23 protein-coding genes are annotated in these 25,733 nt (G+C 69.0%); 9 read left to right on the forward strand and 14 right to left on the reverse strand.

Going from position 1 to position 25,733, the window contains the following annotated elements:
* Positions 1-325: 325 nt before the first annotated feature.
* Complete coding sequence (locus DIE17_RS30960) at positions 326-1,486, forward strand: porin (protein WP_124921558.1); 1,161 nt, start codon at positions 326-328, stop codon at positions 1,484-1,486.
* Between the two features lie 143 nt (positions 1,487-1,629).
* Entirely contained in the window at positions 1,630-1,788 is a 159-nt protein-coding gene (locus DIE17_RS37605) for a hypothetical protein (RefSeq protein ID WP_185715776.1), read from the forward strand.
* A 3-nt stretch (positions 1,789-1,791) separates the two neighbouring features.
* On the opposite strand, the gene yjfF is transcribed toward DIE17_RS37605, so the two are convergent.
* From yjfF to DIE17_RS30980, 4 genes are all read right to left on the reverse strand, one after another.
* Positions 1,792-2,928, reverse strand: a complete 1,137-nt coding sequence (gene yjfF, locus DIE17_RS30965) for a galactofuranose ABC transporter, permease protein YjfF (RefSeq protein ID WP_124921559.1) — start codon at positions 2,926-2,928, stop codon at positions 1,792-1,794.
* On the reverse strand, positions 2,925-3,965 hold the full coding sequence (locus DIE17_RS30970; protein ID WP_124921560.1) for an ABC transporter permease: 1,041 nt from the start codon (positions 3,963-3,965) through the stop codon (positions 2,925-2,927). Before DIE17_RS30970 ends, yjfF begins: the two co-directional genes overlap by 4 nt.
* The gene (locus tag DIE17_RS30975; RefSeq protein ID WP_124646673.1) at positions 3,962-5,476 is read right to left on the reverse strand and encodes a sugar ABC transporter ATP-binding protein; all 1,515 of its coding nucleotides are present in this window, start codon (positions 5,474-5,476) and stop codon (positions 3,962-3,964) included. The genes DIE17_RS30970 and DIE17_RS30975 overlap by 4 nt, the downstream gene beginning before the upstream one ends.
* A 68-nt stretch (positions 5,477-5,544) precedes the next feature.
* Positions 5,545-6,507: an ABC transporter substrate-binding protein gene (locus DIE17_RS30980; protein ID WP_124523762.1), complete on the reverse strand. Its 963-nt coding sequence runs from the start codon at positions 6,505-6,507 to the stop codon at positions 5,545-5,547.
* Positions 6,508-6,982: 475 nt separating this feature from the next.
* Between DIE17_RS30980 and DIE17_RS30985 the strand changes: the two genes are divergently transcribed.
* Positions 6,983-8,047, forward strand: a complete 1,065-nt coding sequence (locus DIE17_RS30985; protein WP_124523776.1) for a DNA topoisomerase IB — start codon at positions 6,983-6,985, stop codon at positions 8,045-8,047.
* 28 nt (positions 8,048-8,075) lie between these two features.
* Here DIE17_RS30985 and pqqE read toward each other — a convergent pair whose 3' ends face one another.
* The 6 genes from pqqE to DIE17_RS31015 form a co-directional block, all read right to left on the reverse strand.
* Positions 8,076-9,194: a pyrroloquinoline quinone biosynthesis protein PqqE gene (gene pqqE, locus DIE17_RS30990; RefSeq protein WP_124523763.1), complete on the reverse strand. Its 1,119-nt coding sequence runs from the start codon at positions 9,192-9,194 to the stop codon at positions 8,076-8,078.
* A gap of 7 nt (positions 9,195-9,201) precedes the next feature.
* On the reverse strand, positions 9,202-9,483 hold the full coding sequence (gene pqqD / locus DIE17_RS30995) for a pyrroloquinoline quinone biosynthesis peptide chaperone PqqD (protein WP_124489108.1): 282 nt from the start codon (positions 9,481-9,483) through the stop codon (positions 9,202-9,204).
* Positions 9,480-10,199: a pyrroloquinoline-quinone synthase PqqC gene (pqqC, locus tag DIE17_RS31000; protein ID WP_124489109.1), complete on the reverse strand. Its 720-nt coding sequence runs from the start codon at positions 10,197-10,199 to the stop codon at positions 9,480-9,482. The genes pqqD and pqqC overlap by 4 nt, the downstream gene beginning before the upstream one ends.
* 2 nt (positions 10,200-10,201) lie before the next feature.
* Positions 10,202-11,125 carry a pyrroloquinoline quinone biosynthesis protein PqqB gene (pqqB, locus tag DIE17_RS31005; RefSeq protein ID WP_124571957.1) on the reverse strand — a complete coding sequence of 308 codons (924 nt, stop codon included), beginning with the start codon at positions 11,123-11,125 and terminating at the stop codon, positions 10,202-10,204.
* Positions 11,126-11,189: 64 nt separating this feature from the next.
* A complete protein-coding gene (pqqA, locus tag DIE17_RS31010) occupies positions 11,190-11,264 on the reverse strand; it encodes a pyrroloquinoline quinone precursor peptide PqqA (RefSeq protein WP_006410019.1) in 75 nt (24 codons plus the stop codon).
* A gap of 292 nt (positions 11,265-11,556) precedes the next feature.
* Positions 11,557-13,572 (reverse strand): sigma-54-dependent Fis family transcriptional regulator, encoded by a 2,016-nt coding sequence (locus DIE17_RS31015; protein ID WP_124489111.1) that lies wholly within the window; start codon positions 13,570-13,572, stop codon positions 11,557-11,559.
* Between the two features lie 330 nt (positions 13,573-13,902).
* Here DIE17_RS31015 and DIE17_RS31020 point away from each other — a divergent pair, with 330 nt between their 5' ends.
* Positions 13,903-14,898 carry an alpha/beta fold hydrolase gene (locus DIE17_RS31020; protein WP_124921561.1) on the forward strand — a complete coding sequence of 332 codons (996 nt, stop codon included), beginning with the start codon at positions 13,903-13,905 and terminating at the stop codon, positions 14,896-14,898.
* On the opposite strand, the gene DIE17_RS31025 is transcribed toward DIE17_RS31020, so the two are convergent.
* The 4 genes from DIE17_RS31025 to DIE17_RS31040 all read right to left on the reverse strand — a co-directional run bounded on the left by DIE17_RS31025 (position 14,883) and on the right by DIE17_RS31040 (position 19,306).
* The gene (locus DIE17_RS31025) at positions 14,883-17,183 is read right to left on the reverse strand and encodes a TonB-dependent receptor (RefSeq protein WP_124921562.1); all 2,301 of its coding nucleotides are present in this window, start codon (positions 17,181-17,183) and stop codon (positions 14,883-14,885) included. The genes DIE17_RS31020 and DIE17_RS31025 overlap by 16 nt on opposite strands.
* An 89-nt stretch (positions 17,184-17,272) precedes the next feature.
* Positions 17,273-17,701, reverse strand: coding sequence for a biopolymer transporter ExbD (locus DIE17_RS31030; protein ID WP_124667972.1), 429 nt, complete (start codon positions 17,699-17,701; stop codon positions 17,273-17,275).
* On the reverse strand, positions 17,698-18,414 hold the full coding sequence (locus tag DIE17_RS31035; protein ID WP_124921563.1) for a MotA/TolQ/ExbB proton channel family protein: 717 nt from the start codon (positions 18,412-18,414) through the stop codon (positions 17,698-17,700). Before DIE17_RS31035 ends, DIE17_RS31030 begins: the two co-directional genes overlap by 4 nt.
* 10 nt (positions 18,415-18,424) lie before the next feature.
* A complete protein-coding gene (locus DIE17_RS31040) occupies positions 18,425-19,306 on the reverse strand; it encodes an energy transducer TonB (protein WP_260439275.1) in 882 nt (293 codons plus the stop codon).
* A 641-nt stretch (positions 19,307-19,947) separates the two neighbouring features.
* Between DIE17_RS31040 and DIE17_RS31045 the strand changes: the two genes are divergently transcribed.
* From DIE17_RS31045 to DIE17_RS31065, 5 genes are all read left to right on the forward strand, one after another.
* Positions 19,948-21,675 carry a methanol/ethanol family PQQ-dependent dehydrogenase gene (locus DIE17_RS31045; RefSeq protein ID WP_124646677.1) on the forward strand — a complete coding sequence of 576 codons (1,728 nt, stop codon included), beginning with the start codon at positions 19,948-19,950 and terminating at the stop codon, positions 21,673-21,675.
* Positions 21,676-21,757: 82 nt separating this feature from the next.
* A complete protein-coding gene (locus DIE17_RS31050; RefSeq protein ID WP_124921564.1) occupies positions 21,758-23,014 on the forward strand; it encodes a c-type cytochrome in 1,257 nt (418 codons plus the stop codon).
* A gap of 76 nt (positions 23,015-23,090) precedes the next feature.
* Positions 23,091-23,408 (forward strand): high-potential iron-sulfur protein, encoded by a 318-nt coding sequence (locus tag DIE17_RS31055; protein WP_124489117.1) that lies wholly within the window; start codon positions 23,091-23,093, stop codon positions 23,406-23,408.
* Positions 23,409-23,424: 16 nt separating this feature from the next.
* Positions 23,425-25,278 (forward strand): sigma-70 family RNA polymerase sigma factor, encoded by a 1,854-nt coding sequence (locus tag DIE17_RS31060; protein ID WP_124921567.1) that lies wholly within the window; start codon positions 23,425-23,427, stop codon positions 25,276-25,278.
* 207 nt (positions 25,279-25,485) lie between these two features.
* Positions 25,486-25,733, forward strand: a 248-nt coding sequence (locus DIE17_RS31065) for an acetyl-coenzyme A synthetase N-terminal domain-containing protein (protein ID WP_311767222.1), incomplete at its 3' end; no start/stop codon positions are given.

A 25,733-nucleotide genomic window follows, 5' to 3' on the forward strand; every position in this document is an offset into this window, starting at 1 on the left:
GCTCGCCCCGGACTCGCCAATAATAAAATCGAAAATCGCTCCCAAAAAACCATGAAGTCCGATTAAATCAAATCATTGGCGTATCACGACTATGTTATCCCGCCGCACCCTCATTTATTCATCGAAAGAAATCACCCTCCCTTCTCTCCGCAAACTCCACTTCGATCAAAGACATCGTCAATTCGACCAGCCTGCACGAACCGAAATGCATCACTCTCCGTTATTTTTTTGAGACACCTCGCCATTTTAATTTCGCACTAAAAATCTCTCGATGTAGTCTGCTTCCGTTCATTTGAACGCAGGCATGCTTGCAAAAGGAGAGACCATGAAACACGCATTTTTTCCTGTCCTTGCGATCGCGTCGGTCGCGATGGGCGGCGTAGCCCACGCGCAGTCGAGCGTGACGCTTTACGGGACGATCGACACGTCGCTCACGTACGTGCGCAACGCCGATGGCGGCAAGAACCTTTGGGCGCTCGGCAACAGCAGCGCCGGCAATCTGTCGGGCAGTCGTTGGGGGCTCAAGGGTTCGGAAGATCTCGGCGGCGGCCTGGCGGCGATCTTCCAGCTGGAAAACGGTTTCAATCCGAGTACGGGCGGCCTCGGTCAGGGCAGCCGCATTTTCGGCCGCCAGGCCTATGTCGGGTTGACCAGCAACCAGTATGGCTCGCTCACGCTCGGTCGCCAATACGATCCGCTGATCGACCTCGTGCAGCCGATTACCGCCGACAACTACTTCGGCAGCGTGTTCGCCACCGCCGGTGATGTCGACAACTACGACAACAGCTTCCGCGTCGACAACGCGGTCAAATACACGTCGCCCGTCATCGCCGGACTCCAGTTCGAGGCGATGTATTCGCTAGGCGGTGTCGCGGGCAGCACCGGCTCGAAGCAGTCGTATTCGGCCGGCGTGTCGTACGCCAACGGTCCGCTGAGTCTCGCCGGCGGATACTTCTATGCAGCCAACGCGAATCCCGTCACGGGAAACCGCACGACATGGTCGAGCACGTCGGACGGAACGTTCGACGGCGCAATCAATACCGGCTACCAGACGGCCCATTCCATCGGCATCGCTCGGGTGGCCGGTCAGTACGTGATCGGTGCGTTCACCGTGGGCGCCGGCTACAGCAACGCCCAGTATCGACGCGACGGCGCATCGGTGTTCGCGAAGAACGAACACTACAACACCGCCCAGGGCTTCCTGAACTATCAGGCGTCCGCCGCGCTGCTCGTCGGGGTCGGCTACAGCTTCACGAAGTCGGGCGGCGACACCGCGGCGAACTACCACCAGGCATCGGTCGGTGCCGATTACAACCTGTCGAAGCGTACGGATGTCTACATGACGGCCGCTTATCAGCATGCAAGCGGGAATACCGGGGACGGTGCCGGCGGTGCGATGCCGGCGCAGGCGTCGATCGGTTCATACGGCTACAACGGCACGAAAAAGCAGGCCCTGGTCAATCTGGGGCTGCGTCACCGGTTCTGATCGTCACTTCGGGGCGCCGACATGTCCGGAGGTCGTCCCCAAACACTCGTGACGGCCGGCCGGCGCGGCGCTCGACGAACCGGCCGTGCTCGCCGGCAACGGCCGCCTTGCCGATATCGTGGCATGACTCGACGAGCATGCATGTGGCGTTCGTGCAGGCGGTACGGGAGCCGCTCGATGCGCCGGACCTGCACGCGATCGAGCGGCTGACCGCGTTGCTGAAACACATCGGCATCGCCGATGCGTCGAAACATACGCCGTTCAACGCCGAACCAGAGATGGATATGCCCGAACCTGCATAACCGTCACCGGCGCGCCGCCGACGGCGTGAAGCGCCACACCCGCCACACCCGCCACACCCGCCGCATCGTCGACACCAGCGCCGCATCGTCACCCGGCGCAGCTGACCCGGCCTGCGCGACTTCCCGCTTGCGCCGTTTCGGATCGAGCCCGGTGCCGCCGCTCCGCCGCCGCGCCGCATGCCGCTCGATGATTCGCTGCAGCAGGCAGAACACGCACAGCAGCGCGCCGATCACGATCCGCGTCCACCACGAGCTCAGCGTGCCGTCGAACGTGATCAGCACCTGGATCGTGCCGAGGATGCCGACGCCGAACACCGAGCCGATCACGTACCCAACTCCGCCGGTGAGCAGCGTGCCGCCGATCACGGTCGCGGCGATCGCATCGAGTTCCATTCCCTGCGCCTGCAGCCCATAGCCGGACAGCACGTACAGCGTGAACACCACGCCGCCGAGCGCCGAGCAGAAGCCGCTCAGCGCATACACGCCGACCTTCGTGCGCGCGACCGGCAGCCCCATCAGCAGCGCCGAGCGCTCGTTGCCACCGATCGCATACACGTTGCGGCCGAAGCGCGTGAAATGCGCGACGTAGAGCGCGGCGGCCAGCGTCGCGAGCGCGATCAGCGCGCCCGCGCTCAGCGTCCCGCCGCCGACCGGCACGCTGATGCCCGCGAGCGCATGAAAGGTCGGCTCGTTGATCGTGATCGACTGCGTCGTGATCAGGAAGCACGCGCCGCGCGCGAGAAACATCCCGGCCAGCGTGACGATGAACGGCTGCAGCCGGAAGTAATGAATCAGCGCGCCCATCGCCGCACCGTACAACGCGCCGAACACGAGCACGAGAGGCACGATCGCCCAGACGGGCCAGTGCCATCGCTCGGCGCCGACCGCGCAGAAGATCGTTGTCAGAGCAACGACCGAGCCGACCGACAGGTCGATGCCGCCCGACACGATCACGAACGTCATCCCGATCGCGACGATCAGCAGGAATGCGTTGTCGACGAGCAGCCCGGTCAGCACCTGCATCGAGAAGAAACCCGTATACATCACGGATCCGAAGCCGAACAGCGCGGCGAACAGCACGATCGTCACGACGATCGGCAGCGTGCGCGGGTCGGCGAGCCGTGCGAGGAATCGGTTCATCGCGGCGTCGCTCCGGTGGTGGCGCGCGAACGCGCGGAAGGCAGCAGCCGCGACGCGTGCCGGACGACCAGCGCGCGCGCCGCGTCCGACTGGATCAGCGTCACGACGATCACGACCATCGCCTTCACGACGAGCGTCGCCTCCGGCGGCACGCCGATCGAATAGGTCGTGTAGGTGAGTGTCTGGATGATCAGCGCGCCGAGCACGGAGCCGGCGAGGCTGAAGCGGCCGCCGAGCAGCGACGTGCCACCGAGCGTCACCGCGAGGATCGCGTCGAGCTCGAGCAGCAGCCCCGCGTTGTTGCCGTCGGCGCTGCGCACGTTCGAGCTGGCGAGGATCCCGGCGAGCGCCGACATCACGCCGGAGCACAGATACACGCCGAACACGACCGCCCCCGCGCGCAAGCCCACGAGCCGCGTCGCGACCGGGTTCACGCCGATCGCGCGGATGAACAGGCCGAGCGCCGTGCGGTTCACCAGCAGCGCGCTCGCCACGATCGTCGCAAGCGCGATCCAGACCGCGCACGGCACGGCCGCGAGATAGCCGCCGCCGAGTGCGAGGTAGCCGGGCACACCGATCGGGATGATCTGCCCGCCGGTCAGCAGCTGCGCGATGCCGCGTCCGGCGACCATCAGGATCAGCGTCGCGATGATCGGCTGCATCCCGACGAACGCGACGAGCACGCCGTTCCATGCGCCGGCGAGCAACCCGACGCCGAGCGCGGCGGCGAGCGCCGTGCCGACCCGCGCCGGATCGCCGTCGAGCACGATCGCCGCGGCGGCGCCCGCGATCGCGACGATCGCACCGACCGAGATGTCGATCCCGCGCGTCGCGATCACGAGCGTCATGCCGAGCGACACGATCACGAGCGGCGCCGCGCGATTCAGGATGTCGACCGGCGCGCCGAACAGGTGACCGTCGAGCAGCGCGATCGACAGGAAGCCCGGGCGATGCGCGACGTCGAGCGCGAACAGCAGCGCGAGCGTCAGCACCGGCCACACGAGCGGATGACGAAGCAATCCACGGAGCCGCATCATGACCGGCCTCCCGCAATCAGTTGGTACACGTGTTCCTCCGACGCGTCGGCACCGGTCAGTTCGGCGACCTTGCGGCGGTCGCGCAGCACCGCGATCCGGTGGCTCACGCGCACCACTTCGCTGATCTCCGACGAGATGAACAGGATCGCGAGCCCTTGCGCGCACAGCGCGAGCACGCGCTCCATGATGTCGAATTTCGCGGCGACGTCGATGCCGCGGGTCGGCTCGTCGAGGATCAGCAGCTTCGGCTCCGTCGCGAGCCAGCGCGCGAGCAGCACCTTCTGCTGGTTGCCGCCCGACAGCAGCCCGATCGGCTGCTCCGCGTCGCGCGCCTTGATGCCGAGCCGCGCGATGTAGGTCTCGGCAAGCTCGCGCTGGCGCGCACGGCTGATCAGCCGCCACCAGCCGCGCCGCGCCTGCAGCGCAAGGACGATGTTCTCGCGGATCGACAGCGCGGCGACGATGCCCTCCTTCTTGCGATCCTCCGGGCAATACGCGATCCCGTTGCGGACCGCGTCGTGCGGCGACGCGAGCCGCTTGCGCGCGCCGTCGATCTCGATCGCGCCGGTGTCGGTGCGCTCGGCCGCGAACGCGAGCCGCGCGGTCTCGGTGCGCCCCGAGCCGAGCAGCCCGGCCAGCCCGACGATTTCGCCGGGCCGCACGTCGAGATCGAGCGGGCTCATCATCCCGCGCCGGCCGACCTGCCGCATCGACAGGAACGGCGCGGCCGCATCGGCATCGCGCTGCACGGCCGCCGCGCCCGCCTGCAGCGTGCCGGACATCGGCTCACGGCCGGTCATCTTCGCGACCAGCAGGTCGACCGGCAGGTCGCGCGCGAGGTACTCGCCCTCGCGCTCGCCGTTGCGCATCACGGTGATCCGGTCGGACACCGCGTAGGTCTGTTCGAGAAAGTGCGTGACGAACAGGATCGCGATGCCCGACGCCTTCAGCCGACGCAGCACGTCGAACAGCCGCGCGACCTCGCCGTCGTCGAGGCTCGACGTCGGTTCGTCGAGTATCAGCACGCGCGCGTCGACCGACACGGCCCGCGCGATCGCGACCATCTGCTGCACCGCGATCGGATACGCGTCGAGCGAGCGCGTGACGTCGAGCGACAGGTCGAGCTCGGCGAGCGCATCGCGTGCCCGCGCGTGGATCGTCTTCCAGTCGATCGCGCCGCGCCGCATCGGCTGCCGGCCCGCGAAGATGTTCTCCGCGACCGACAGGTTCGCGCACAGGTTCACTTCCTGGTACAGCGTCTGGATCCCGGCCGCCTCGGCCTCGCGCGGCGCGGCGAAGCTCACCGGCGCGCCGCCGACGCGAATCTCGCCCGCGTCGTGCGCGTGCACGCCGGTCAGCACGTTGATCAGCGTCGACTTGCCGGCGCCGTTCTGGCCCATCAGCGCGTGGATCTCGCCCGGAAACAGCCGGAAGTTCACGCGCTGCAGCGCGTGGACACCCGGAAACGCCTTGTCGATGCCGATCATCTCGACCACCGGCGGACTCGTCATGGATCGCCCTCGATTCGAAGCGGCGGCCGGACGGCGGCGAACGCGCCGCCGTCCGCGTGCGCCGGGATTCAGTACTTGCGGGTCGGCAGCACCTGCGCCGCGACGCTCATCGGGAACACCGTCTCGTTCGTGACGATGCGCTTCGGCAGCTGCTTGCCGGCGACCACGTCCTTCACCGCGGTCATCAGCTGCGGGCCGAGCAGCGGGCTGCATTCGACGTCGACGTTGATCTTGCCGGCGACCATCGCCTGGAAGCCGCCCTTGGTCGCATCGAACGACACGACACTCACATCCTTGCCGGGCTTGATGCCGGCTTCTTCCATCGCCTGGATCGCGCCGAGCGCCATGTCGTCGTTGTGCGCGTAGACGACGTTGATCTGCTTGCCGTAGGTCTTCGCGAACGCTTCCATCACCTGCTTGCCGCCGGCGAGCGTGAAGTCGCCGCTTTGCGACGCGATCACCTTGAACTTCGGATTGTTCTTGATCACTTCGAGCAGGCCCGCGCGGCGGTCGTTGGCGGGTGCCGAGCCGACCGTGCCCTGCAGCTCGACGATGTTGACCGGGCCCGCGTCGTTCCTGTAGCGCTCTTCCAGCCAGTGGCCCGCGCGCCGCCCTTCCTCGAGGAAGTCCGAACCGATCATCGTCACGTACAGCGACGGATCCTTCACGTCGACGCCGCGATCGGTCAGGATCACCGGAATACGGGCCGCCTTCGCTTCGGTCAGCACCGGCTCCCAGCCCGACTCGACGACCGGCGAGAACGCGATCACGTCGACCTTCTGCGCGATGAACGAGCGGATCGCGCGGATCTGGTTCTCCTGCTTCTGCTGCGCGTCCGAGAATTTCAGGTTGATGCCGGCCTCCTTCGCCGCACCCTTCACCGACACGGTGTTCGCGGTGCGCCACGCGCTTTCCGCGCCGACCTGCGAGAACCCGAGCGTGATCGGCTTTTGCTGCGCGTGCGCGCCGGTGGCCAGCACCGTCGCCGCGGCGACGATCGCGCCGGCCGCCAGCTTCCTGATGAATGTCATGGTCCGTCTCCGATGGTGTCGTTGTATGCCGCGGCGCCGGCCTGGCGCGATGCCGTGTCGTGCTGTTGTGGTTCTGCGTGGCACGGGCGCGGTTCGGGGCGAGGCGGCCCGGCCGTTGCGGCCGGCCCGAGATGTACGCCCCGGATCAGTCTAGGAACAAGTCCGATAACCTTCCAATGAAATATTGGATTGAAGCGATATCGGTATCTGCATACGTATAAACACCTAAGCGGGCGGGGCGGCGTCGTCAAATGAACTCGGGGCGATCAACGAGAACGCCACCCGGATTGTTTTTCTCCATGGTCGGCCGGCGCAACGGTAACGGCATGGCGCCGCAAGCACGGCGCACGCTTCTTGCTGTCACGCTCCGAATCGCGCGAAAGACAAGGAGAAGACGATGCCCGCAGCAGCGACGAGCGGAACCCGCACCGCCGATGCGCGAATCAACCGCGCGCGTCGATCGACGCATCGCAGCATGAAGACGCGCACGCCCCGCGCGGCACCTCCGGACGCGGACGTGTCCGCCGCGCCGCTGCGCCACGTCGACGACCGGCGCCCCGGCTACACGCGCCGGCGGCTGCGCAACGGCTTCGCGTACTACGCGCCGGACGGCACGCGGATCCGCGACGCCGACGAGATCGCCCGCATCAACGCGCTCGCGATTCCGCCCGCTTACACCGACGTGTGGATCTGCACGGACCCGCGCGGCCATTTGCAGGCGACGGGGCGCGACGCGCGCGGACGCAAGCAGTATCGTTATCACCCGCAGTGGCGCGCGACACGCGACGCGAACAAGTACGCACGGATGGCTGAATTCGCCCGCGCGCTGCCGCGCATCCGCGCACGCGTCGCGCGCGATCTCGCGCTGCCCGGCATGCCGCGCGCGAAGATCGTCGCGACGGTCGTCCGGCTGCTCGACACGACGCTCGCGCGGATCGGCAACGCCGAGTATGCGCGCGAGAACGCGTCGTACGGGCTGACGACGCTGCGCAAGCGCCACGTGACGATCGGTCCGGGCCAGGTGCGGCTGCGCTTCACGGGCAAGAGCGGGATCGAGCACGACGTGACGGTCGACGACCCGCGCGTCGGCCGCATCGTGCGCCGTTGCGCGGAGCTGCCGGGACACGAGCTGTTCCAGTATCTGGACGAAGACGGCACGCGCCATTCGGTCGGCTCGTGCGACGTGAACGACTATCTGCGCGACGCAGCGGGCGCGGCGTTCACGGCCAAGGATTACCGGACGTGGGCAGGCAGCGTGCAGGCGCTCGCGTTGCTGCGGCGCGTCCCGCAGCAGGACGTCGCGCACGCCAGCAAGCAGATCGTCGAAACGGTGCGCACCGTCGCCGAGGTCTTGCGCAACACGCCGGCCGTGTGCCGGCGCTGCTACATTCATCCGGTGGTGCTCGATACGTTCGAGGCCGGGATGCTTGCGGCGCTGCAGGTGCGCCGCACGCCGAGGGGGCTGCGCGTCGACGAAGCGGCGTTCGCGGCGCTGCTCGAGCAGGCGGCGCGGCAGGCGGTCAAGCGGTCGAACAAGTGAGGCTCACCGACGCGCCGCCCGCTGCCGCTCAACTCGCGATCGAATTCGCAATACTGCGAAAGATCAGCGGCCGCTCGTCCTCGCGCCCTGCCCGCCGCGCGAACTGCACGACCTGTTCGACCCGGCCGTGATGTTCGGACTTCGCGCAGACCGGATCGGCCTGCGCCGGATCGCCGGCCAGCATGTACGCCTGGCAGCGGCACCCGCCATGATCCGTGTGACGCTCGTCGCAGGTGCGGCACGGATCGCGCATCCACCCGTCGCCGCGAAACGCGTTGAATGCGTCGCTGTCGTACCAGATCTCCTGCAGCGACCGGTCGCGCACGTTCGGCAGCGCGAGGCCCGGCAAGCCGCGCGCGGCATGGCACGGCAGCGCGGTGCCGTCCGGCGCGACGCCGAGGAACACCGAGCCCCAGCCGTTCATGCAGGCCTTCGGCCGCTGCTCGAAGTAGTCGGGCACGACGAACAGGATCTTGCACCGTTCGCCGACGAGCTTCCGGTAGCGGTTGACCGTTTCCTCCGCTTCGCGCAGCTGTTCGGCGGTCGGCATCAGCTGGTCGCGATTCAGCATCGCCCAGCCGTAATACTGCGTGTTGGCAAGCTCGAGAAAATCCGCGCCGAGGTCGAGCGCCATCTCGATGATCTGGCCGACGTGCGGCAGGTTGTACCGGTGCAGCACGCAGTTCAGCACCATCGGATAGCCATGCGACTTGATCAGCCGCCCGACGCCGCGCTTGAGGTCGAAGGTGCGCGTGCTGGTCAGGAAGTCGTTCAGCTCGCGCGTCGAATCCTGCAGCGACAACTGGACATGATCGAGGCCGGCCGCCTTGAGCCGGCCGATGCGCGTGGCATTCAGGCCCACGCCCGACGTGATCAGGTTGGTATAGAAACCCAGCGACCGCGCATGCTCGACCAGCACCTCCAGATCGTCGCGCTGCAGCGGTTCGCCGCCGGAAAAGCCGATCTGCGCGGCGCCGAGCGCGCGCGCGTCGCTGATCACCGTGCGCCACGCGTCGGTGTCGAGCTCCGCGCCGTGCGTCGCGAAGTCGACGGGGTTGTAGCAGAACGCGCAGTGCAGCGGACAGCGGTACGTGAGCTCGGCGAGGAGCCACAGCGGCGCGCTCGGGCGGTTCGGAGGCGGTGTCATGTCCATGTCAGTCGAGCCAGCCGCGCAGTCGCGCATGATCGAGGAAGCGATAGACGTCCGACGCGAGATCCGACGTGCTGAACAGCCGCTCGAGCTCGTCGATGATGTCGTCGAGCTCGCGCTTGCCGTCGCAGCGCGCGAGGATCTCGCCCGCGCTCGGGTTGAGCCGGACCATGCCTTCCGGATACAGGAGCACGTACGCATCCTGGGCCGCCTCCCACTGCAGGCGGTACATGCCCCTCAGCGAGGGGCGCAGCGGCACGCCGCTGACGGCTTCGTTGGAGTTCATGCGGGGTACGCCTTTTCAATCGCGTCGAGAATCGACCACAGCACATCCAGCTTGAACGACAGGATGTCTAGCGCGCGCCGCTGCGCGTCCGGTGTCGTGAAATGGCTCAGCGTCACCGCGAGCCCGTGTTCGACGTCGCGCTGCGCCAGCGGCACGCGGCTGCGGAAATACTGCAGCCCGTCCGCCTCGATCCACGGATAGTGGGACGGCCAGCCCGCGAGCCGGTCGAGGTGGATCTGCGGCGCGAACATCTCGGTCAGCGACGAGCACACGGCCTCCTGCCACGGCGCGTGCCGCGCGAAATTGACGTAGGCGTCGACCGCGAACCGCACGCCGGGCAGCACGTGCGCGAGCGACCACAGCTCCGCGCGCTCGATGCCGACCGCCTCGCCGAGCCGCGCCCAGGCCTCGATCCCGCCTTCCTGGCCGCCATGACCGTCGTGGTCGAGAATCCGCTCGACCCACAGCCGGCGCGTGTCGCGGTCCGGGCAGTTGGACAGGATCGCCGCGTCCTTCAGCGGAATGCTGACCTGATAGTAGAAGCGGTTCGCGACCCAGCCGCGGATCTGCGCCGGCGAGCACGCGCCGGTGTTCAAGCGCCGGTTGAACGGATGATGGATGTGGTAGCGCGATTCGAGCGCGCGCAGGCGCGCCTCGAACTCCTGCGCACTCCAGGGCGTCGCGTGCAGCGCCGCGGCGGGAATCGGTGCGTTCATGGTCAGACCTCGAATTGCATGCCGTCGTGGGCGACCTCGATGCCGTGCTCGCGCAACTGCGCGCACTGCGCGGAACCTGGGTCGAGAATCGGATTCGTGTTGTTGATGTGCGTGAGGACCTTGCGCGTGTGCGCCGGCAACTGCCGCAACTGCTCGATCATCCCGGGCCGCGCCGCGTCGCCGCACTGCGCGAGATGCCCCATGTCGGCCGCGTGCTTCGACGACAGGCCGAGGTCGATCATCTCGGTGCCGGTCCAGAAGGTGCCGTCCACCAGCACGAGATCGGCGTCGCGCATCGCGGCGCGCGCGCCGTCGTCGACGTCGGCGAGCCCCGGTGCGTAGAACGCGTGCCGGCCGGTCGCCGTATCTTCGATCAGGAGTGCGATGTTGTCGCCCGGCACGCTCGCCTCGCGGCGCGGCGAATACGGCGGCGGCTTGCTGTCGACCGGCACGGCGGTGAAGCGAAGACCGCCGGCGCCCGCGATCGCGAACGGCTGGCCCGGCGCGATCGGATGGACGTCGACCCCGCAGTAGTGGCCGAGCAGCGGCACGAGCGGCAGCCCGGTCGACAGGTCGTCGAGCACCGGTGCGCTCGCGTACAGCGGCAGCGGCGACGTGCGTTCGCGCAGCATCAGCAGGCCCGTCACGTGATCGATCTGCGCGTCGCACAGCACGACGGCGACGATCGCGCTGTCGCGGATCGCGCGGGCGGGCTGCAGGTCGGGGGCGGCGCGCAGTTGCGCGAGGATGTCCGGCGACGCGTTCACCAGCACCCAGTCGCTGCCGTCGCCGCTGACGGCGATCGACGATTGCGTGCGCGGCACGATGCCGTCGGTGCCGGCCCGCGCGCGACGGCAGTTGCCGCAGTTGCAGTTCCATTGCGGCAGTCCGCCGCCGGCGCCCGAGCCGAGTATCTTGATCTTCATCTGCGTGTGCTCCGGGTGCCGCCCGCATCGTGTCCGTCGATGCGGGCGGCACTGCGCGCGTCGATCAGCGGTTGGCGATGTACATCGTGATTTCGAAACCGAAACGCAGGTCGGTATAAGCCGGGGTGGTCCACTGCATGATGTGTCTCCTTGTTGAGTTGGTGAGTCGAACAAACCGCATCGATCGAGCGGCCGATACCCATTCAGCAAGGAGCGTGCCGGGGCCGGATTTGCGTCGCGCGGCGGTGTGCGCATGCGTGCGGCCACCGCCGGGTGGTCACGGCACCGAAATCCTTACGATTGACCGACATAAACATTTCAGAATCCGTCGAGCGACGGTTCACGATGCGCGCGGCCTGGTGAGCAAGTGTTGAATCCTTGAACACCGGGTGTTGCAACCTGACACACCGGTGTGACAGTCGCGGCTTCCGTCAGGGTTCGTCCGGCTCCAGCGCATCCGGCCCGGCGGCCGGCATCTTGCGGTAGATCGTGTTGCGCGACACGCCGAGCGCGCGTGCGGCGGCGGACACGTTGCCGCCATGACGCGCGAGCGCGGCCGCGATCGCGGATGCGGCCACGTCCTGCAACCGCGCATCACCGGCCGTGGTCGCGTTCGCGAACGCTGGCGCTTCCGCTGCGAGCGCTGGCGGCGCAGCGGCGCCCTGCGCCGCCGCGCCACAGTCGCGCCGCACGTCGTCGAAGAAGTCGTCCGGCAAATGCTCGCAGCGGATCTCGCAGTCGTCGTCGACCATCGCGGCCGCGGTGCGCAGCAGGTTCGCGAGCTGCCGGAAGTTGCCCGGCCACGCGCAACGCTCGAACAGCGCCATCACGTCGGGCGCGACGCTCAACGGCCGGCGTCCGGGCCCCGACAGCGTCTCCCGCTGCAGCATCTTCTGGACGACCACCGCGAGGTCCGTGCGGTCGCGCAGCGGCGGCAGCCGTACGACGAGGCCGTTGAGCCGGTAGTACAGGTCCTCGCGGAAACGGTTCTGCGCGATCATCTCGCGCAGGTCGCGGTGGGTCGCGCAGATGATCGCGATGTCGACGCCGATCGCCTTCGTCGAGCCGAGCGGATTGACGATGCGCTCCTGCAGCACGCGCAGCAGCCGCACCTGCAGCGGATACGGCATGTCCCCGATTTCGTCGAGGAACAGCGTGCCGCCGTTGGCCTGCAGCAGCTTGCCGGTCGCGCCCTTGCGGCGGGCGCCGGTAAACGCGCCCTCCTCATAGCCGAACAGTTCGGATTCGATCAGCGTCTCCGGAATCGACGCGCAGTTGACGGCGACGAACGGCCCGTCGCGGCGCGGCGAGTCGTTGTGGATCGCCTGCGCGAGCAGTTCCTTGCCGGTGCCGGTTTCGCCGGTGATCAGCACCGGAATGTCCTTGCCGATCACCTTGCGGACCTTCGCGATCACCGCCGCGACCTGCGGATCGCCGGTGTCGAGATAGCTGAGGCGCGACAGGCTCGCCGCGCCCTGCGCGGCAGGCGGCCGCGCGGCGGGGGCGGCGCCGTCGTGCACCTCGGCGGGCCGGCTGCCCTCGGCCCGCAACGCGCGCCGGAACTGCACGCGCGCGCAGACCACCGCGCCGTTGCCGAGGTTCAGCGACACGTGCGGCTCGGTGCTCGCGCGCATCCGGTCGATCAGTTGCGCGCTCGTCACGTCGAACAGCGACGCGAGCGTATGCGCGCGCAGCGCGGCGAGCGGCATCCCGAGCTGGAACTGCGCGCTGCGGTTGGCCGACAGGAAGCGGCCGTCCGCGGTGAACGCGACGATCCCTTCCATCAGCGTGCCGAGGAATTCGGGGCGGCCGTGGAACGACACCTGCAGCGTTTCCTGGAAGGTCGTCGTGAACAGGTGGTTCTCGATCATCTGCACCGACATCTTCGCGAGCGCCATCGTGTGCTGGTGATAGCTGCGGTGGTCGCCCGTCACGTCGAGCACGCCGATCGCGTCGCCGTACGGATCGAGAATCGGCACGCTCGAGCAGGTCAGGAAATGGTTCGCGGCCAGGAAGTGCTGGTCGCCGTGCACGACCATCGGACACAGCTCCGCGAGCGCGGTGCCGATCGCGTTGGTGCCCTGCCGGTTCTCGGCCCAGTTCGCGCCGGGGCGCAGCGCGACCCGCTCCGCGCGCCGCAGGAAATCGTCGTCGCCGATCGAATGCAGGATCAGCCCTTCCGCATCGGTCAGCACGATCATGCTCTGCGTATTGACGATCTGCTCGTGCAGCGTCTCCATCACGGGCATCGCATGCACGCACAGCACGCGGTTCTGCTCGCGCTTGAGCGCCAGCGCGGCGCCGGACAGCAGGTCGTAGTCGGGACGTGCCGACGCCTGCAGGCCGAACGTCTCGGACCGCTCATGGGACTTCTGGATCGTCGGCGTCGGCCAGCCGGGCGCATGCGTGGCCCGTGCGTTGGCCGTCGGATGAACGTCATCGCGCATTGTCTCCTCCGGGGATCCTTCCGGTCGCTGCCGGACTGTTTGCGCTTGATGCAAGCAAACATCGGGCCACGATGGGATGCGAGCGCGACCTTGTTTCGTTGCATCGCCGCGCCGACCGAAATTGAAAGGGAAATGAAATGACGGCACTGGCTTGCCGTCGATGCGGCGTCCCGAGCGCGTGATCGACGTGATAACGTGAAACGCACGCGTGCCGCCACCCGGACGAATCCCTATCTTCATCGCCGGCGCGAATCTGGCTTCATACGGGTCGGGCGTGGCCGCATCGCGCGATTGCCTTTCCCGCTCCGTCTCCCTCTACGCCCGGCCGACATGTCGCAATCACGCAGCCACCGCTCCGCCTTCCCCGTGCGCCGCCTGTCCCGCGATGCATGCACGATCGCGTGGACCGAGGCCGGCAACCCGCGCGGCGCTCCGGTCGTCGTGCTGCACGGCGGGCCCGGCAGCGGCAGCCGGCCGGCCGTGCTGCGCCTGTTCGACCTGACGCGCACACGCGTCGTGCTGGTCGACCAGCGCGGCGCGGGGGCATCGACGCCGCGCGGCGGCCTGCGTCACAACGACACGATGCGACTGATCGGCGATCTCGACGCGCTGCGCGCGCGGCTCGGCATCGCACGCTGGGGCGTCGTCGGCGGGTCGTGGGGCGCGGCGCTCGCGCTCGCCTACGCGGGACGGCATCCGTCGCGCGTCACCGGCGTCGTGCTGCGCGGGTTGTTCCTCACGTCGTCGCGCGAAGTGCGCGGCCTGTTCGTCGGTGCACGCGCACGCGCGCCGCGGGCCTGGCAGCGCCTGACGGCCGCCGCCGGCACCGCGCGCGCCGATCGCCTGATCGCCTGCTGCGCGCGGCGTCTCCAGCCGGGCGCCGGCGCGGCGCGGCAGCGCGCGGTCGCGCTCGCATGGAACGCGTATGAAGACGCGATCCTGACCGGGCGGCCGGCGCGCGGCGCGCGGCCGACGCAAGCCGCGATCGACCGGCTGATCGACAAGTACCGGATCCAGGCGCACTACCTGCAACGCCATTGCTGGCTCGGCGAACGCCGCTTGCTGGCGCTCGCCCGGCAGGCCGCGCAAGCCGGCGTGGCGATACATGCCGTGCACGGCACGCGCGACCGCGTGTGCCCGGTCGACAACGTCGATCGACTCGCGCGCGCGGTGCCGGCCGCCATCGTCGAGCGCGTACCGGCCGGGCATCTCGCGAGCGACGCTGCGCTCGCGCGTGGCATCGCCCGCGCGGTACGCAAGATGCTCGACGTCGCGGCGGCAGACGCACCACAACATGCCGAGCCGCCCGTTCAGTCCCACGCATAGCGCGCGCCGACCCATGCGCCGCGCGGCGCGCCCGGCCCGACGAACTGTTCGTTGACGGCATTGAGCCCGTCGAACGAATGGTTAGGACCATTGAAGACGTTCCGGCCGAGCATCCCGAAGCTCGCATAGCGCTTGTCGAGCAGGTTGGTCACCGACGCGAACAGCTGCAGCTGCTTCGTGACCTGCCAGGTCGTGTCGAGGTCGATGAGGAAATAGCCGGGCACCTTGCCATTTTCGTCCTGGTTGTTCTCGTCGCCGCGCGCGAACACGCCGCTGCGATACGTGATGCGGGTGCCGACGGTCCACGTCGGCGTCGCCGCATAGTCGAGCCGCAGCTTCACGGTGCTCGACGGAATCCCCGGAATGCGGTCGCCGGAGCGGACGACGATGTTGCCGCGCGCATCGGCGCTCGAATTGCTCGCGCTGCTTTCGGTCCACGTCGAGCGGTAGCTGGCGTCGACATAGCTGTAGCTGACGCCGATGCCGAGCGGCCCGAGCCGCGTATGGCCCGCGAGTTCGAAGCCTTGCCGGCGCGTCTTGCCGACGTTCTGGAAATAACCGAGCGTGCTCGCGCCGCCGTTGCTGCTGATGAACTGGATGTCGTCGTCGAGCGTCGTGCGGTAGACGGCCGCGCTCCACGTCGTCGCCTGGCCCACCCGGCCGCGCGCGCCCAGCTCGATCGTCTTCGCGATCACGGGCTTTAGCGCCGGATCGGCGAGAAAGTCGTTCGGCAACGAGCACGGCGCGGCCGGATCGGCGCACGCGAGCTCGATCGCGGTCGGCGAGCGCATCCCTTCGTTGTACGTCGCATACGCGGTGAAGCCCGGCGCCGGATTCCACGTGACGCCGACGGCCGGATTGAACCGCGCGAACGTGTGGCGCGCGGTAAGCAACGGCTGCAGGCCGCTTACGTCCTCGATCGCCGCGCGCGACACGTTGTAGCGCCCGGCCAGTGTCAGCGACCATTGCCGCGTCAGCGCGAGCGTGTCGTCGAAGTAGACGCCGTAGTTCGCGTTGCGCGTCTTCGCGCGCGTCGTCTGCGTGAAGTCGCCGATGCCGACCGTCGCGCGCGTCGCCGTGAACATCGCATCCTGCGACGATTGCTCGAACCCCGAGTTCGCGAGATCGGCGGATGCGCCCGCCACGAACTGGTTGTCCATGCCGGCGAGCTTGCCGAGCAGCGTCAGCTGCAGGTTCGCGCCGTAGCTGTCGGTCGCGATCACCGAGCGGGCGTTGGTCGCCTGCACGGTGTCGGTGGCGCCGCTGCCGTCGACGCTGCCGAAATCGTCGTTCACGTTGCTGCTGATGTTGGTGTTGCGATAGTGCCGGTAATAGACGTTGCCGCTCAACTGCACGTGGTCGCCGAACGAATGGTCGCCCGCCACGGTGACGTACGCGGCGCTGTTGCGGTTCAGGTCGGGATAGGTGTAGGCCTGCGCGCGATTGTCGAGAAACGTGCGCGGAATCGTCTGCGAGCCTTGCAGCGCGTTGTCCGCGCCGCCGGCCGAGATCGACAGCGTCGTATCGGCGTCCGTGTAGCGCAGCTTGCCGAAGCCCTGCCGCACGCGGCTCGCGTTGTGATCGGCCCAGCCGTTGTCGTTCGCGACGTTGCCCGTCACGTAATAGTCGAGGTGGCTGCCGATGCGTCCGCCCTGCTCGATCTGCGCGGTCTTGCGTCCCCACGATCCGATCGATACCTGCGCGGCGCCGCCCGGGCTCGTCCTGCCGTTCTTCGTCGTGATCGCGAGCGCGCCGCCGAGCGTGTTGAGGCCGTAGGTCGGATTGGAACCGGGGATCAGCTGCATCGTGTCGATCGCCGCTTGCGGGATCAGATCCCAGTTCACGACGTCGCCGAACGGCTCGTTGACACGCACGCCGTCGACGAACACCGACAGCCCCTGCGGCGTGCCGACCACCGGCGACGCGGTGAAGCCGCGGTAGTTCACGTCCGTCTGGTACGGATTGCCCTGTGCCTCGTTGATGTCGACGCTCGAGACGTTCTTCTCGAAGTAGTCGGTCAACACGCTGTCGTGCTGGCGCGCGAGGTCCTCGCCGCGAATCGTCTGCACGTTGGCCGGCACGCGCGAGAGCGGCGTGCCGATCCCGAGCAGCGGCGTCGTGCCGACGACGACGATCGGCGCGAGCGTCGGCGCATCGGCGTTGCCGGCCGGTTCGACCTGCGCCGACGCGGGCGCGAGCCAGCCGCCGAGCATGCCGCCGAAGCACAGCGTCACGCCCGCACGCCGTGCGGCGAAACGGTGCTTCGCCCCATCGGTTTCCTTCATCTCCACGTCTCCTCCATTCTTGTCTTTGCGTTTTTATATCGTTGTCCGTATCGATAGATCGACGCTCATCTCCACCGACATCGTTCGCTTCACGGCGCCGGCCCGGCAGCGCCGTCCGCCGTCGCGATCGCGACATGCGCGACACGCGCGCGTCCGATCGACGCGATGACGCCGGCCACGGTGCCGAACGGCTCGTTGCGGTCCGCGTGCAGGCTCACGCTCGTCTGCGGGTCGTGCGCGACGCGGCGTGTCAGCACGGCTTCGACCTCGGCCGGCGCGGCCGGCGTGCCGTCGATCCGGATCGCGCCGTGCGCGTCGACGGTCACGGTGACGGTCGCCGCACGCGGGTCGCGCGCGGGCGCGGCTGCCTTCGGCAGGTCGACGCGGATCGCATGCGTCATCAGCGGCGCCGCGACCATGAAGATCACCAGCAACACGAGGACGACGTCCACGAGCGGCGTCACGTTGATCTCGCCGAGCGGTTCGCCCGCGTCGGCTTCGCGCTCGTCCGTCCTCATACGGCCGCCCGGCGCACGCCCGCATTGCTTGCCGCCGGCAGCGCGGCATGCACCGGCGCGTCGATCCGGAAGCGGCGCTGTTCGGCCAGCGCGATCAGGTCCTGCCCGAACTCGTCGAGCCCGGCCGTCACGGTCTTGAGCTGCCGCAGGAACAGGTTGTAAGCCAGCACCGCCGGAATCGCGACGCCGATCCCGATCCCGGTCGCGACCAGCGCCTGGCCGATCGGCCCCGCGATCGCATCGATGCCGTTCGTGGCCGACGCCGTCATCGACTGCAACGTGTGGACGATGCCGAACACAGTGCCGAACAGCCCGACGAATGGCGCGACATTCGCAATCGACGCGAGCACGGTGAGCCCGCGCTCGAGCGGCCGCCGTTCGCGCCGGATCGCGCGCGCGAGCGTGCGTTCGAGCAGGTCGCGGCGGTCCCACGCAACCAATGTGGCCGGGGCGTGCGGCTCGGGTGCGTCGAGATCGCGCAATGCGGCGCACACGGCGCGCTGCAGGCGCGCGTTGGAGCTGGCGGCCGCCTCGTCGTCCGTCGGCATCGACAGTGCCGTGCGATCGCCGCGGCCCGCGGCAAAGCGGCGGTTGCCGAGCACGACGCGCGCATGCAGCAGCGCCTTCACGGTGATCAGCGTCCAGGTGAGCGCCGACAGCACCGCGAGGAGCGCAAACGCGCCGACGACCGCGTAGTGGATGTAGTCAGACATGACGGACTCCCTAGTTTCCGAGTTTGAACACGACCGGCACCCTGACCCAGCCGTCGATCGATTCCGTGCCGCGTTTCGCCGGCACGAAGCGCCAGTCCGTGACCGCCGCGACGGCCGCCTCGTCGAGCGCGTCGTGTCCGCTGCTCGCCGACAGCAGGACCTGGTCGGGCCGGCCGCTCGCGAGCACATGCACGTTCAGCAATGTGGTGCCTTCCCAGCCGCGCCGCTGCGCGACGTCCGGATAGTCGGGCGCGGGATTACGCAGGTACGCCGCCGCGAACCGCGGTGCGGTGACGGGTTCGGGCGCGGTTGCCGATGGTGCGGCGGGCGCCGCGTGCGCAGGCACCGTCGCGGTATCGGCCGATGCGTGTGCGGCGGCCGGCGACGCCGGTTCCGGTACCGCCCCGGCTCGCTCCAATTCGCCGTCCGGCCGCGCCACGGCGGTTGCGGCCGGGGGCTGGCGCGAAGGACTTGTGCGATCGACCCGACGCGGCACCGTCGGGTTCGGCCGAATCTCCCCAGGCATGACCGTTTCGCGGCGCGCATGCGAAGGCCCGTGCACGGGGGGAACCCGTGTTGCGCTATCCGTACGGCGCTGCTCGCCCGGTTCGGCCACCCGCGCGGATTCGCTCGCGTCCACTTCGACGGCGAGCGCACGGGCTAGCGTCGGGCGGGCAGCCGGCACCCACGCATGCCACAGCGCGACCGTGATGGCCGCATGGACGGCGAATACCGCCAGCGCGACCGCGTGCAGCGGTTCGCGTGCGCGCACGGCCTGCGACATCGCGATCGTCGCCGCATCCGCGCCGACGGGCGCGATGCCGTATGCGAGCGCGACCACGCGGCGGCGGTCGGACCTGCGGTCGGCATCGAACGGCATCGGGACGGGCATGGTGGTTTCTCGCTGCGCGGAATCGTTGCCGGTTCGAACGGCAAGAAGCATGCCGATGCCCGCATCGCCCGGCCGGCGCAGGTTGAAGCCGCCACGCGTCGATATGCAACCGCCGACCTGTTGCAGTTCGTGCCACCGCTGTTGCACCTGTGTCAATTTGGATCAACGGTACGGCGCTCGCGCAGTCGTATGCGCGATCGTCGTTCGGATCGGGCGCGCCGCCGCGGGCGCGCGGTCCGTTGCATGCGTGCGTCGCACCGGGTAACGGCGCGCCGTCGACTCACACAGTCGACGACGATCGCCGTCCCTGCGCCGCACCGTCATTCATTCAGGCATGCCCTGCCGCGATTGGCCGTGCGCCACGTATCGCATGCGCGCGGCTCCCGTCCGCTCACGGCGTTGTCATGTTTCGCAACACTCGGCCCGCGGCTGTCCCCGAACGCAACACCCGCGGATCAGCCGCGCCGCGCCGCCCGCGTCGCCGCAACGCGCGCAATCGGCCGCTGCGCCTTGCCCGGCAAGGCGCGCGCCGCAGTGGCATGCGATTTGCGTGACTGGCTGCGCACTGGACCCGGATCCCCACCCTGCCGGCCCGGCCATGTGTTGGCCGCGGTGCGACCACAATGACTCAGGAGACAACCATGAAAAAACTCTCGGCTTCGACGAGCCGACTGGCAACGATCGGCATCGCGGCGGCGGCGGCGATCGCCTTGAATCCCGGCCTGGTGGACGCTGCCGCGGATTATCCGGCCGTCACGTACCAGCGGCTCACGGATGCGCAACGCGATCCGGGCTGGCTCACCTACTACCGCACGTACAGCGGCCAGGCGCATTCGCCGCTCAAGCAGATCGACGCGTCGAACGTGAAGCAGCTCACGCAGGCGTGGAGCTACAAGTTTCCGGCCGAGCTGAAGCAGGGTTTCGAGGCCACGCCGATCGTCAACGGCCGCTACCTGTTCGTGACCACGCCGAAGGACAACGTGTACGCGTTCGACGCGGCCACCGGCGCACAGCTGTGGAAATACGAACCGAAGCTCGGCGCGGAATCGTTCAAGACGGCCTGCTGCGACGTCGTGAACCGCGGCGTCGCGCTATACGGCAAGAACGTCTACGTCGCGATGCTGAGCGGCGAGGTGGCCGCGCTCGACGCGCAGACCGGCGCGCTCGTGTGGAAGAAGCAGATGTTCGAACCAGGGCTCGGCTACGCGTTCTCGCTCGCCCCGCTCGCGCTCGACGGCGCGATCGTGGTCGGCAGCTCGGGCGGCGAATACGGCGCACGCGGCTTCATCGCGGCGCTCAGCCCGAACGACGGCTCGCTGCTGTGGAAGCGCTTCACGATCCCCGGCCAGGGCGAGAAGCACGCCGATACCTGGCCCGACGGCATGCAGGCGCACGGCGGCGCACCGGCCTGGCTGACCGGCACCTACGACGCGGCGACGCGCACGCTGTACTGGGGCGTCGGCAACCCGGGGCCGTGGCTCGCGGACCTGCGGCCGGGCGACAACCTGTACTCCGATTCGCTGCTCGCGCTGGATCCGAAGAACGGCGACCTCAAGTGGCACTACCAGTACACGAAGCACGACACCTGGGACTACGACGGCGTCAACACGCCGGTGCTCGCGACGATCAAGTACAAGGGCAAGGAACACGACGCGATCGTCCATGCCGACCGCAACGGCTACTTCCATGCGATCGACCGCGACACCGGCAAGCTGATCTATGCGGAGCCGTTCGTGAAGGCCACGTCGGTCACCGGCTACACGGAAGACGGCGCGCCGATCCAGGATCCCGCGAAGTATCCGAAGGTCGGCACGACGATCGACACGTGCCCGAGCTTCCTCGGCGGCAAGAACTGGTGGTCGATGTCGTACGACCCCGTGCGCCATCTCGCGATCGTCCCGGCGCTGCATGCGTGCATGAGCCTGTCGGGCAAGTCGGTCAACTATATGGAAGGGCTGCCGTATCTCGGCGAAGGCTTCGAGATCAAGCCGGAGCCGGGCAGCGAAGGCTACGGCGAACTCCAGGCGATCGACGTGAACACCGGCAAGAAGGTGTGGAGCCACTGGAGCAAGCTGCCGTGGAACGGCGGCGTCGCGACGACCGCGAGCGGCCTCGCGTTCAGCGGCTCGCTCGACGGCCACCTGTACGCGTTCGACGTGTCGACCGGCAAGGTGCTGTGGGAGAGCCCGAAGCTCGCGAGCGGGATCATCGCGCAGCCGTCCGTCTTCGAAGTCGACGGCAAGGAGTACGTAGCAGTGCTCGCCGGCTACGGCGGCGCAAACCCGATCTGGGGCGGCCCGATGGCCAAGGCGGCGGACGACGTGCCGCGCGGCGGCACGCTGTACGTGTTCGCCCTCGACCGCGGCTGATCGACGTCCGATCAACCGCATCGCACCCGCGCCGCCGGCGCGGGTGCCGCCTCCCTTCTCCTTTTCAACCGAGCGTACGATCATGAACCTCCGACTTTCCCGCCTCGCCGTGGCCTGTGCGCTCGCGGCAGGCACGGCGCTGACCCCGGTGCCGTCCACGGCCGCGACGGCGGTACGCGTCTGCTCGCTGCCCGGCACGCCGACGGCCGCGCTCGACAAGGCCGTCGCCCGCGAGGTGTTCCGCACGGCCGGCATCGCCGCCAGCTTCGCCGCACACGACGCGGGCGGCAGCGACGACGACGGCGTATCCGCGCACGAACTCGCCGGCATCCTCGAACGCGATTGCGACGTGCTCGCCGGCTTCCCGCGCTCGGCCATCGCCGACGCATCCGACACGAAGCTGCTGTTCTCGCAGGGCTACCTGCGCTCGGGCTACGTGAGCGTCACGCGCCGCGACGCCGGCACGCCGCCGACCGGCCGGGAAATCGTCGCGGCCACCTACGCGAGCCCCGCGCAACTGATCGCGGTGCAGCAGAAGAACGCGCGCTTCGATCTCGAGAACACGTCCGAGCAAACAGTCGACGCGGTCGCCCGCGGCCGCGCGCATCGCGCGATCGTCTGGTATCCGGCGGTCGTCGCGTACCGGGCCGCGCATCCGAAACAGGCGTTCCGCATCGGCGCGACCGCGTCGCCGTATGCGGAGTGGCAGCTCACGTTCGCGTTCGCGCCGCGCTCGGCCGCGTTGCAGCAGCGGATCGACGCGGCACTCACGCGGATGAAGGACAACGGCCGGCTGGCCGCGCTGACCCGCAAGTGGGCACTGCCCGGCAGCGCGCTCGAAGCGCACCAGTCGAGCACGCCGTCGCGTTTCCTCGACGGCGCGACGGCGAGCGCAGGCCGCGCGCCCGGTAGCCTGCTGCGCGCGCGCAACGTGCCCGCAGGCGGCTTCATCCGCGTCGCCGCGAGCACCGGCGACGCCGCGCCGACGTTCGACGCGGCCCAGGTCGCACACGGCAAGGAAATCTACGGCAATGCGTGCGCGAAGTGCCACGGCGCCGACCTCGAAGGCAACACCGCGCCCGCGCTGAGCGGCCCGTCGTTCGCGCCGCTGTCGCATTCGCACCTGACGATCGGCGGCGTGTTCGGCTACATGGCGACCAACATGCCGGCGGACCAGCCCGGCAAGCTGAAGGACGAAGACTACGCGGACCTGATGGCCTTCCTGCTCGCGTCGAACGGCTATGCCGCCGGCAAGAGCAAGCTGACGGCCGATACCGCCCACGCATCGACCGCGCCGCTCATCGCCGGTCCCGCCGCGCACAAGGACGCGAGCCAGTAACACCGGGGCAAGCGGCTCCGCCACGCGATGCGGGCCGCGCCCTTCCCCACGATTTCATCTTCACCAGGAAACGACCGTGACGTACCCGACCTCCCGCAGAACCTTCATCATCCATACCATCGGCCTGTGCGCGACGCTCGCCGCCGCACGCACGGCACTCGCGGCGCCGCCGCTCGTCGACGAGAACGACGCCGCCGCGAAGACGCTCGGCTATCGCGCGCGTGCGTCCAGCGTCGACGCCGCGCAGTTCCCGAAATACCAGGCCGGCCAGCGCTGCGTGAACTGCCGCTTCTACAAGGGCGAAGCGGCGGATGCCGCCGGCACGTGTCCGATGTTCGGCGGCAAGCTGGTCGCGGCGGACGGCTGGTGCAACGTGTATGCGAAGCGCGCGTGACGCGTCGCGCGACGGGATGCCGGCGCGGCACGCACCGGCGCCCGCGGCCGGCATCGACGACGGCGCGCCGCCGCACGCCGTCGCGCATCTGCACGCGCTGATCGCGACCGGCCTGTCGCGCGGCTTCGTCACGCGCGGCGACATCATCGACGCGCTGCCCGACGACGATGCGAGCGACAGCGGCATCGATGCCGCCGCCGCGGTGCTCGCCGAACTCGGCATCGCGGTGTGCGACAGCGCCGATACCGCGAGCGGCTGGACGCTCGACCGCTACTTCCGGCCCGCGCCGCCCGCGCGTGCATGGGCCGACGGCGCCGGCACGCTCGCCGCGGCCGACCTGCTCGCGCCGCGCACGACCGATCCGGTCCGGCTGTACCTGCGCGAGATGGGCACGACACCGCTCCTCACGCGCGACGAGGAATTCGCGTACGCGCAGCGCATCGAGCGCGGCCGCGCGGCGTCGGTCGCGGTGCTGTGCGGCGACCCCGATGCACTCGACGCGCTGGTGTCGATCCGCACCGAGATCGCCGAATGCCGGACTGCCGCATCGACCTACGTGATCTTTCTCGCCGACAGCCCGCGCGACGACCGCCCGGCGGACAGGGTCGATGCGGACGCTACGGCCGCTTCCACCGGCGAACCCGCACGCGACGACGAGACGCCACCGGAGGATTCGGCCTGGCGCGACGCCGTCGTGGCACGGCTCGCCCGCATCGACGCGCTCGCCGGCGGCATGCGAGCGGCGCTGCTGTCGGGCGGCACCGCTTCCGCCGCGTATCGCGCGCAAGTACGCGACGTCGCGGCGCTGCTCGGCACGGTGAGCCTGTCCGCCCGCGCACTCGAACGGATGAGCGAACCGTTGCGCAAGCGCGCATGCCGGCAGCGCGCGCTGCGGGGCCGGCTGGCGCGGATGCTGGCCGACGTGGGCGTCCCGCCGTCGTTTGCGCGGTCGACCGACGACGACCACGCGGGCTGGCTCGCGTCGTGCATCGCCGCCCATCCGGCCTGCGGGCCGACGCTGACGCGGCGCGCGGCCGAGTTCGTCGACGCACGCGCCGCGATCGTGCGCGATGCCCCGGCGTCGGCGCTGCCGCCCGGCGCGACCGCGTCGCTCGATGCGCGGCTCGCCGCGATCGAGCGCGCGATGCAGCCGGCGAGGACGGGACTGTTCGACGCGAACCTCCGGCTCGTCGTGTCGATCGCGAAGCGCTATCCCGATCGCGGCCTGGCGTTCGCCGACCTGATCCAGGAAGGCAACATCGGCCTGTTGAAGGCGATCGAGCGCTACGACTACCGGCGCGGTTTCCGCTTCTCGACCTACGCGACCTGGTGGATCCGGCAGGCGATCACGCATGCGCTCGCCGACCTCGGCCGCACGATCCGCGTGCCGACGCATACGGTCGACGCGCTGAACAAGCTGACGCGGCTCGCGCGCGAGCATCGGCAACGCACGGGCACGGCCGCGACGCCGGCCGAACTGGCCGTCCACATGGGCGAGCCGGTCGACAAGGTGCGCGACCTGATGGCGATCGTGAAGGAGCCGGTGTCGGCGGATTTGCCGGTGTCGCCGGAAGGCGACATGACGTTCGCCGACGTCGCGCCCGACCTGTCGTCGCCGTCGCCCGAAGACGCGGCCGGCGCCGCCCAGTTGCGCCATACGATCGCCGCCGCGATCGACCGGCTGCCGCCGCGCGAGGCGACGGTCCTGCGGTTGCGCTACGGACTGCACGCGGACGAAGGCTGCTCGCTGCGCGACATCGGCCGCCAGTTGAACCTGTCCGCCGAACGCGTGCGGCAGATCGAGGCGTCGGCGCTCGCGCGGCTTCGCGCATCCGACGCGCTCGGCACGCTCCGGTCGTTCATCGCGTAGCGCGGCGTCCGGCCAGCGGCGTGCACGCCGCGCATCGTGTGCCGTGTTGACGCCTGCAACACCCGCTGCTGCATTTCGACGCAACGCGCAGGCCGGCAAGCGCATCGAGTTCCTGATCTTTTTATGCTTTGCACTGCATATCGATCTACGTGAACCGCACTGCAACGCGCACGCACGCCGCTGCGGCCGAATACCCGCGCGACTGGCATGCAAGTTGCGTTTCACCAGTCAGGCCGCACACCAACGATTTCCACGGAGAACACCTTGACTGCCCTCGTATCGATCCTGCAGGAACACCGAATCTTCGAACCGTCGGCCGACGCACGCGAGCGCGCCAACATCTCCGGCATGCCGGCCTACCGCGCGCTGGCCGCCGAGGCCGAGCAGGATTACGAAGGCTTCTGGGCGCGTCTCGCGCGCGAGGGCCTCAGCTGGCACAAGCCGTTCACGAAGGT

The sequence above is a fragment of the Burkholderia sp. Bp9099 genome (assembly GCF_003857805.1).
Lineage (GTDB): Bacteria > Pseudomonadota > Gammaproteobacteria > Burkholderiales > Burkholderiaceae > Burkholderia.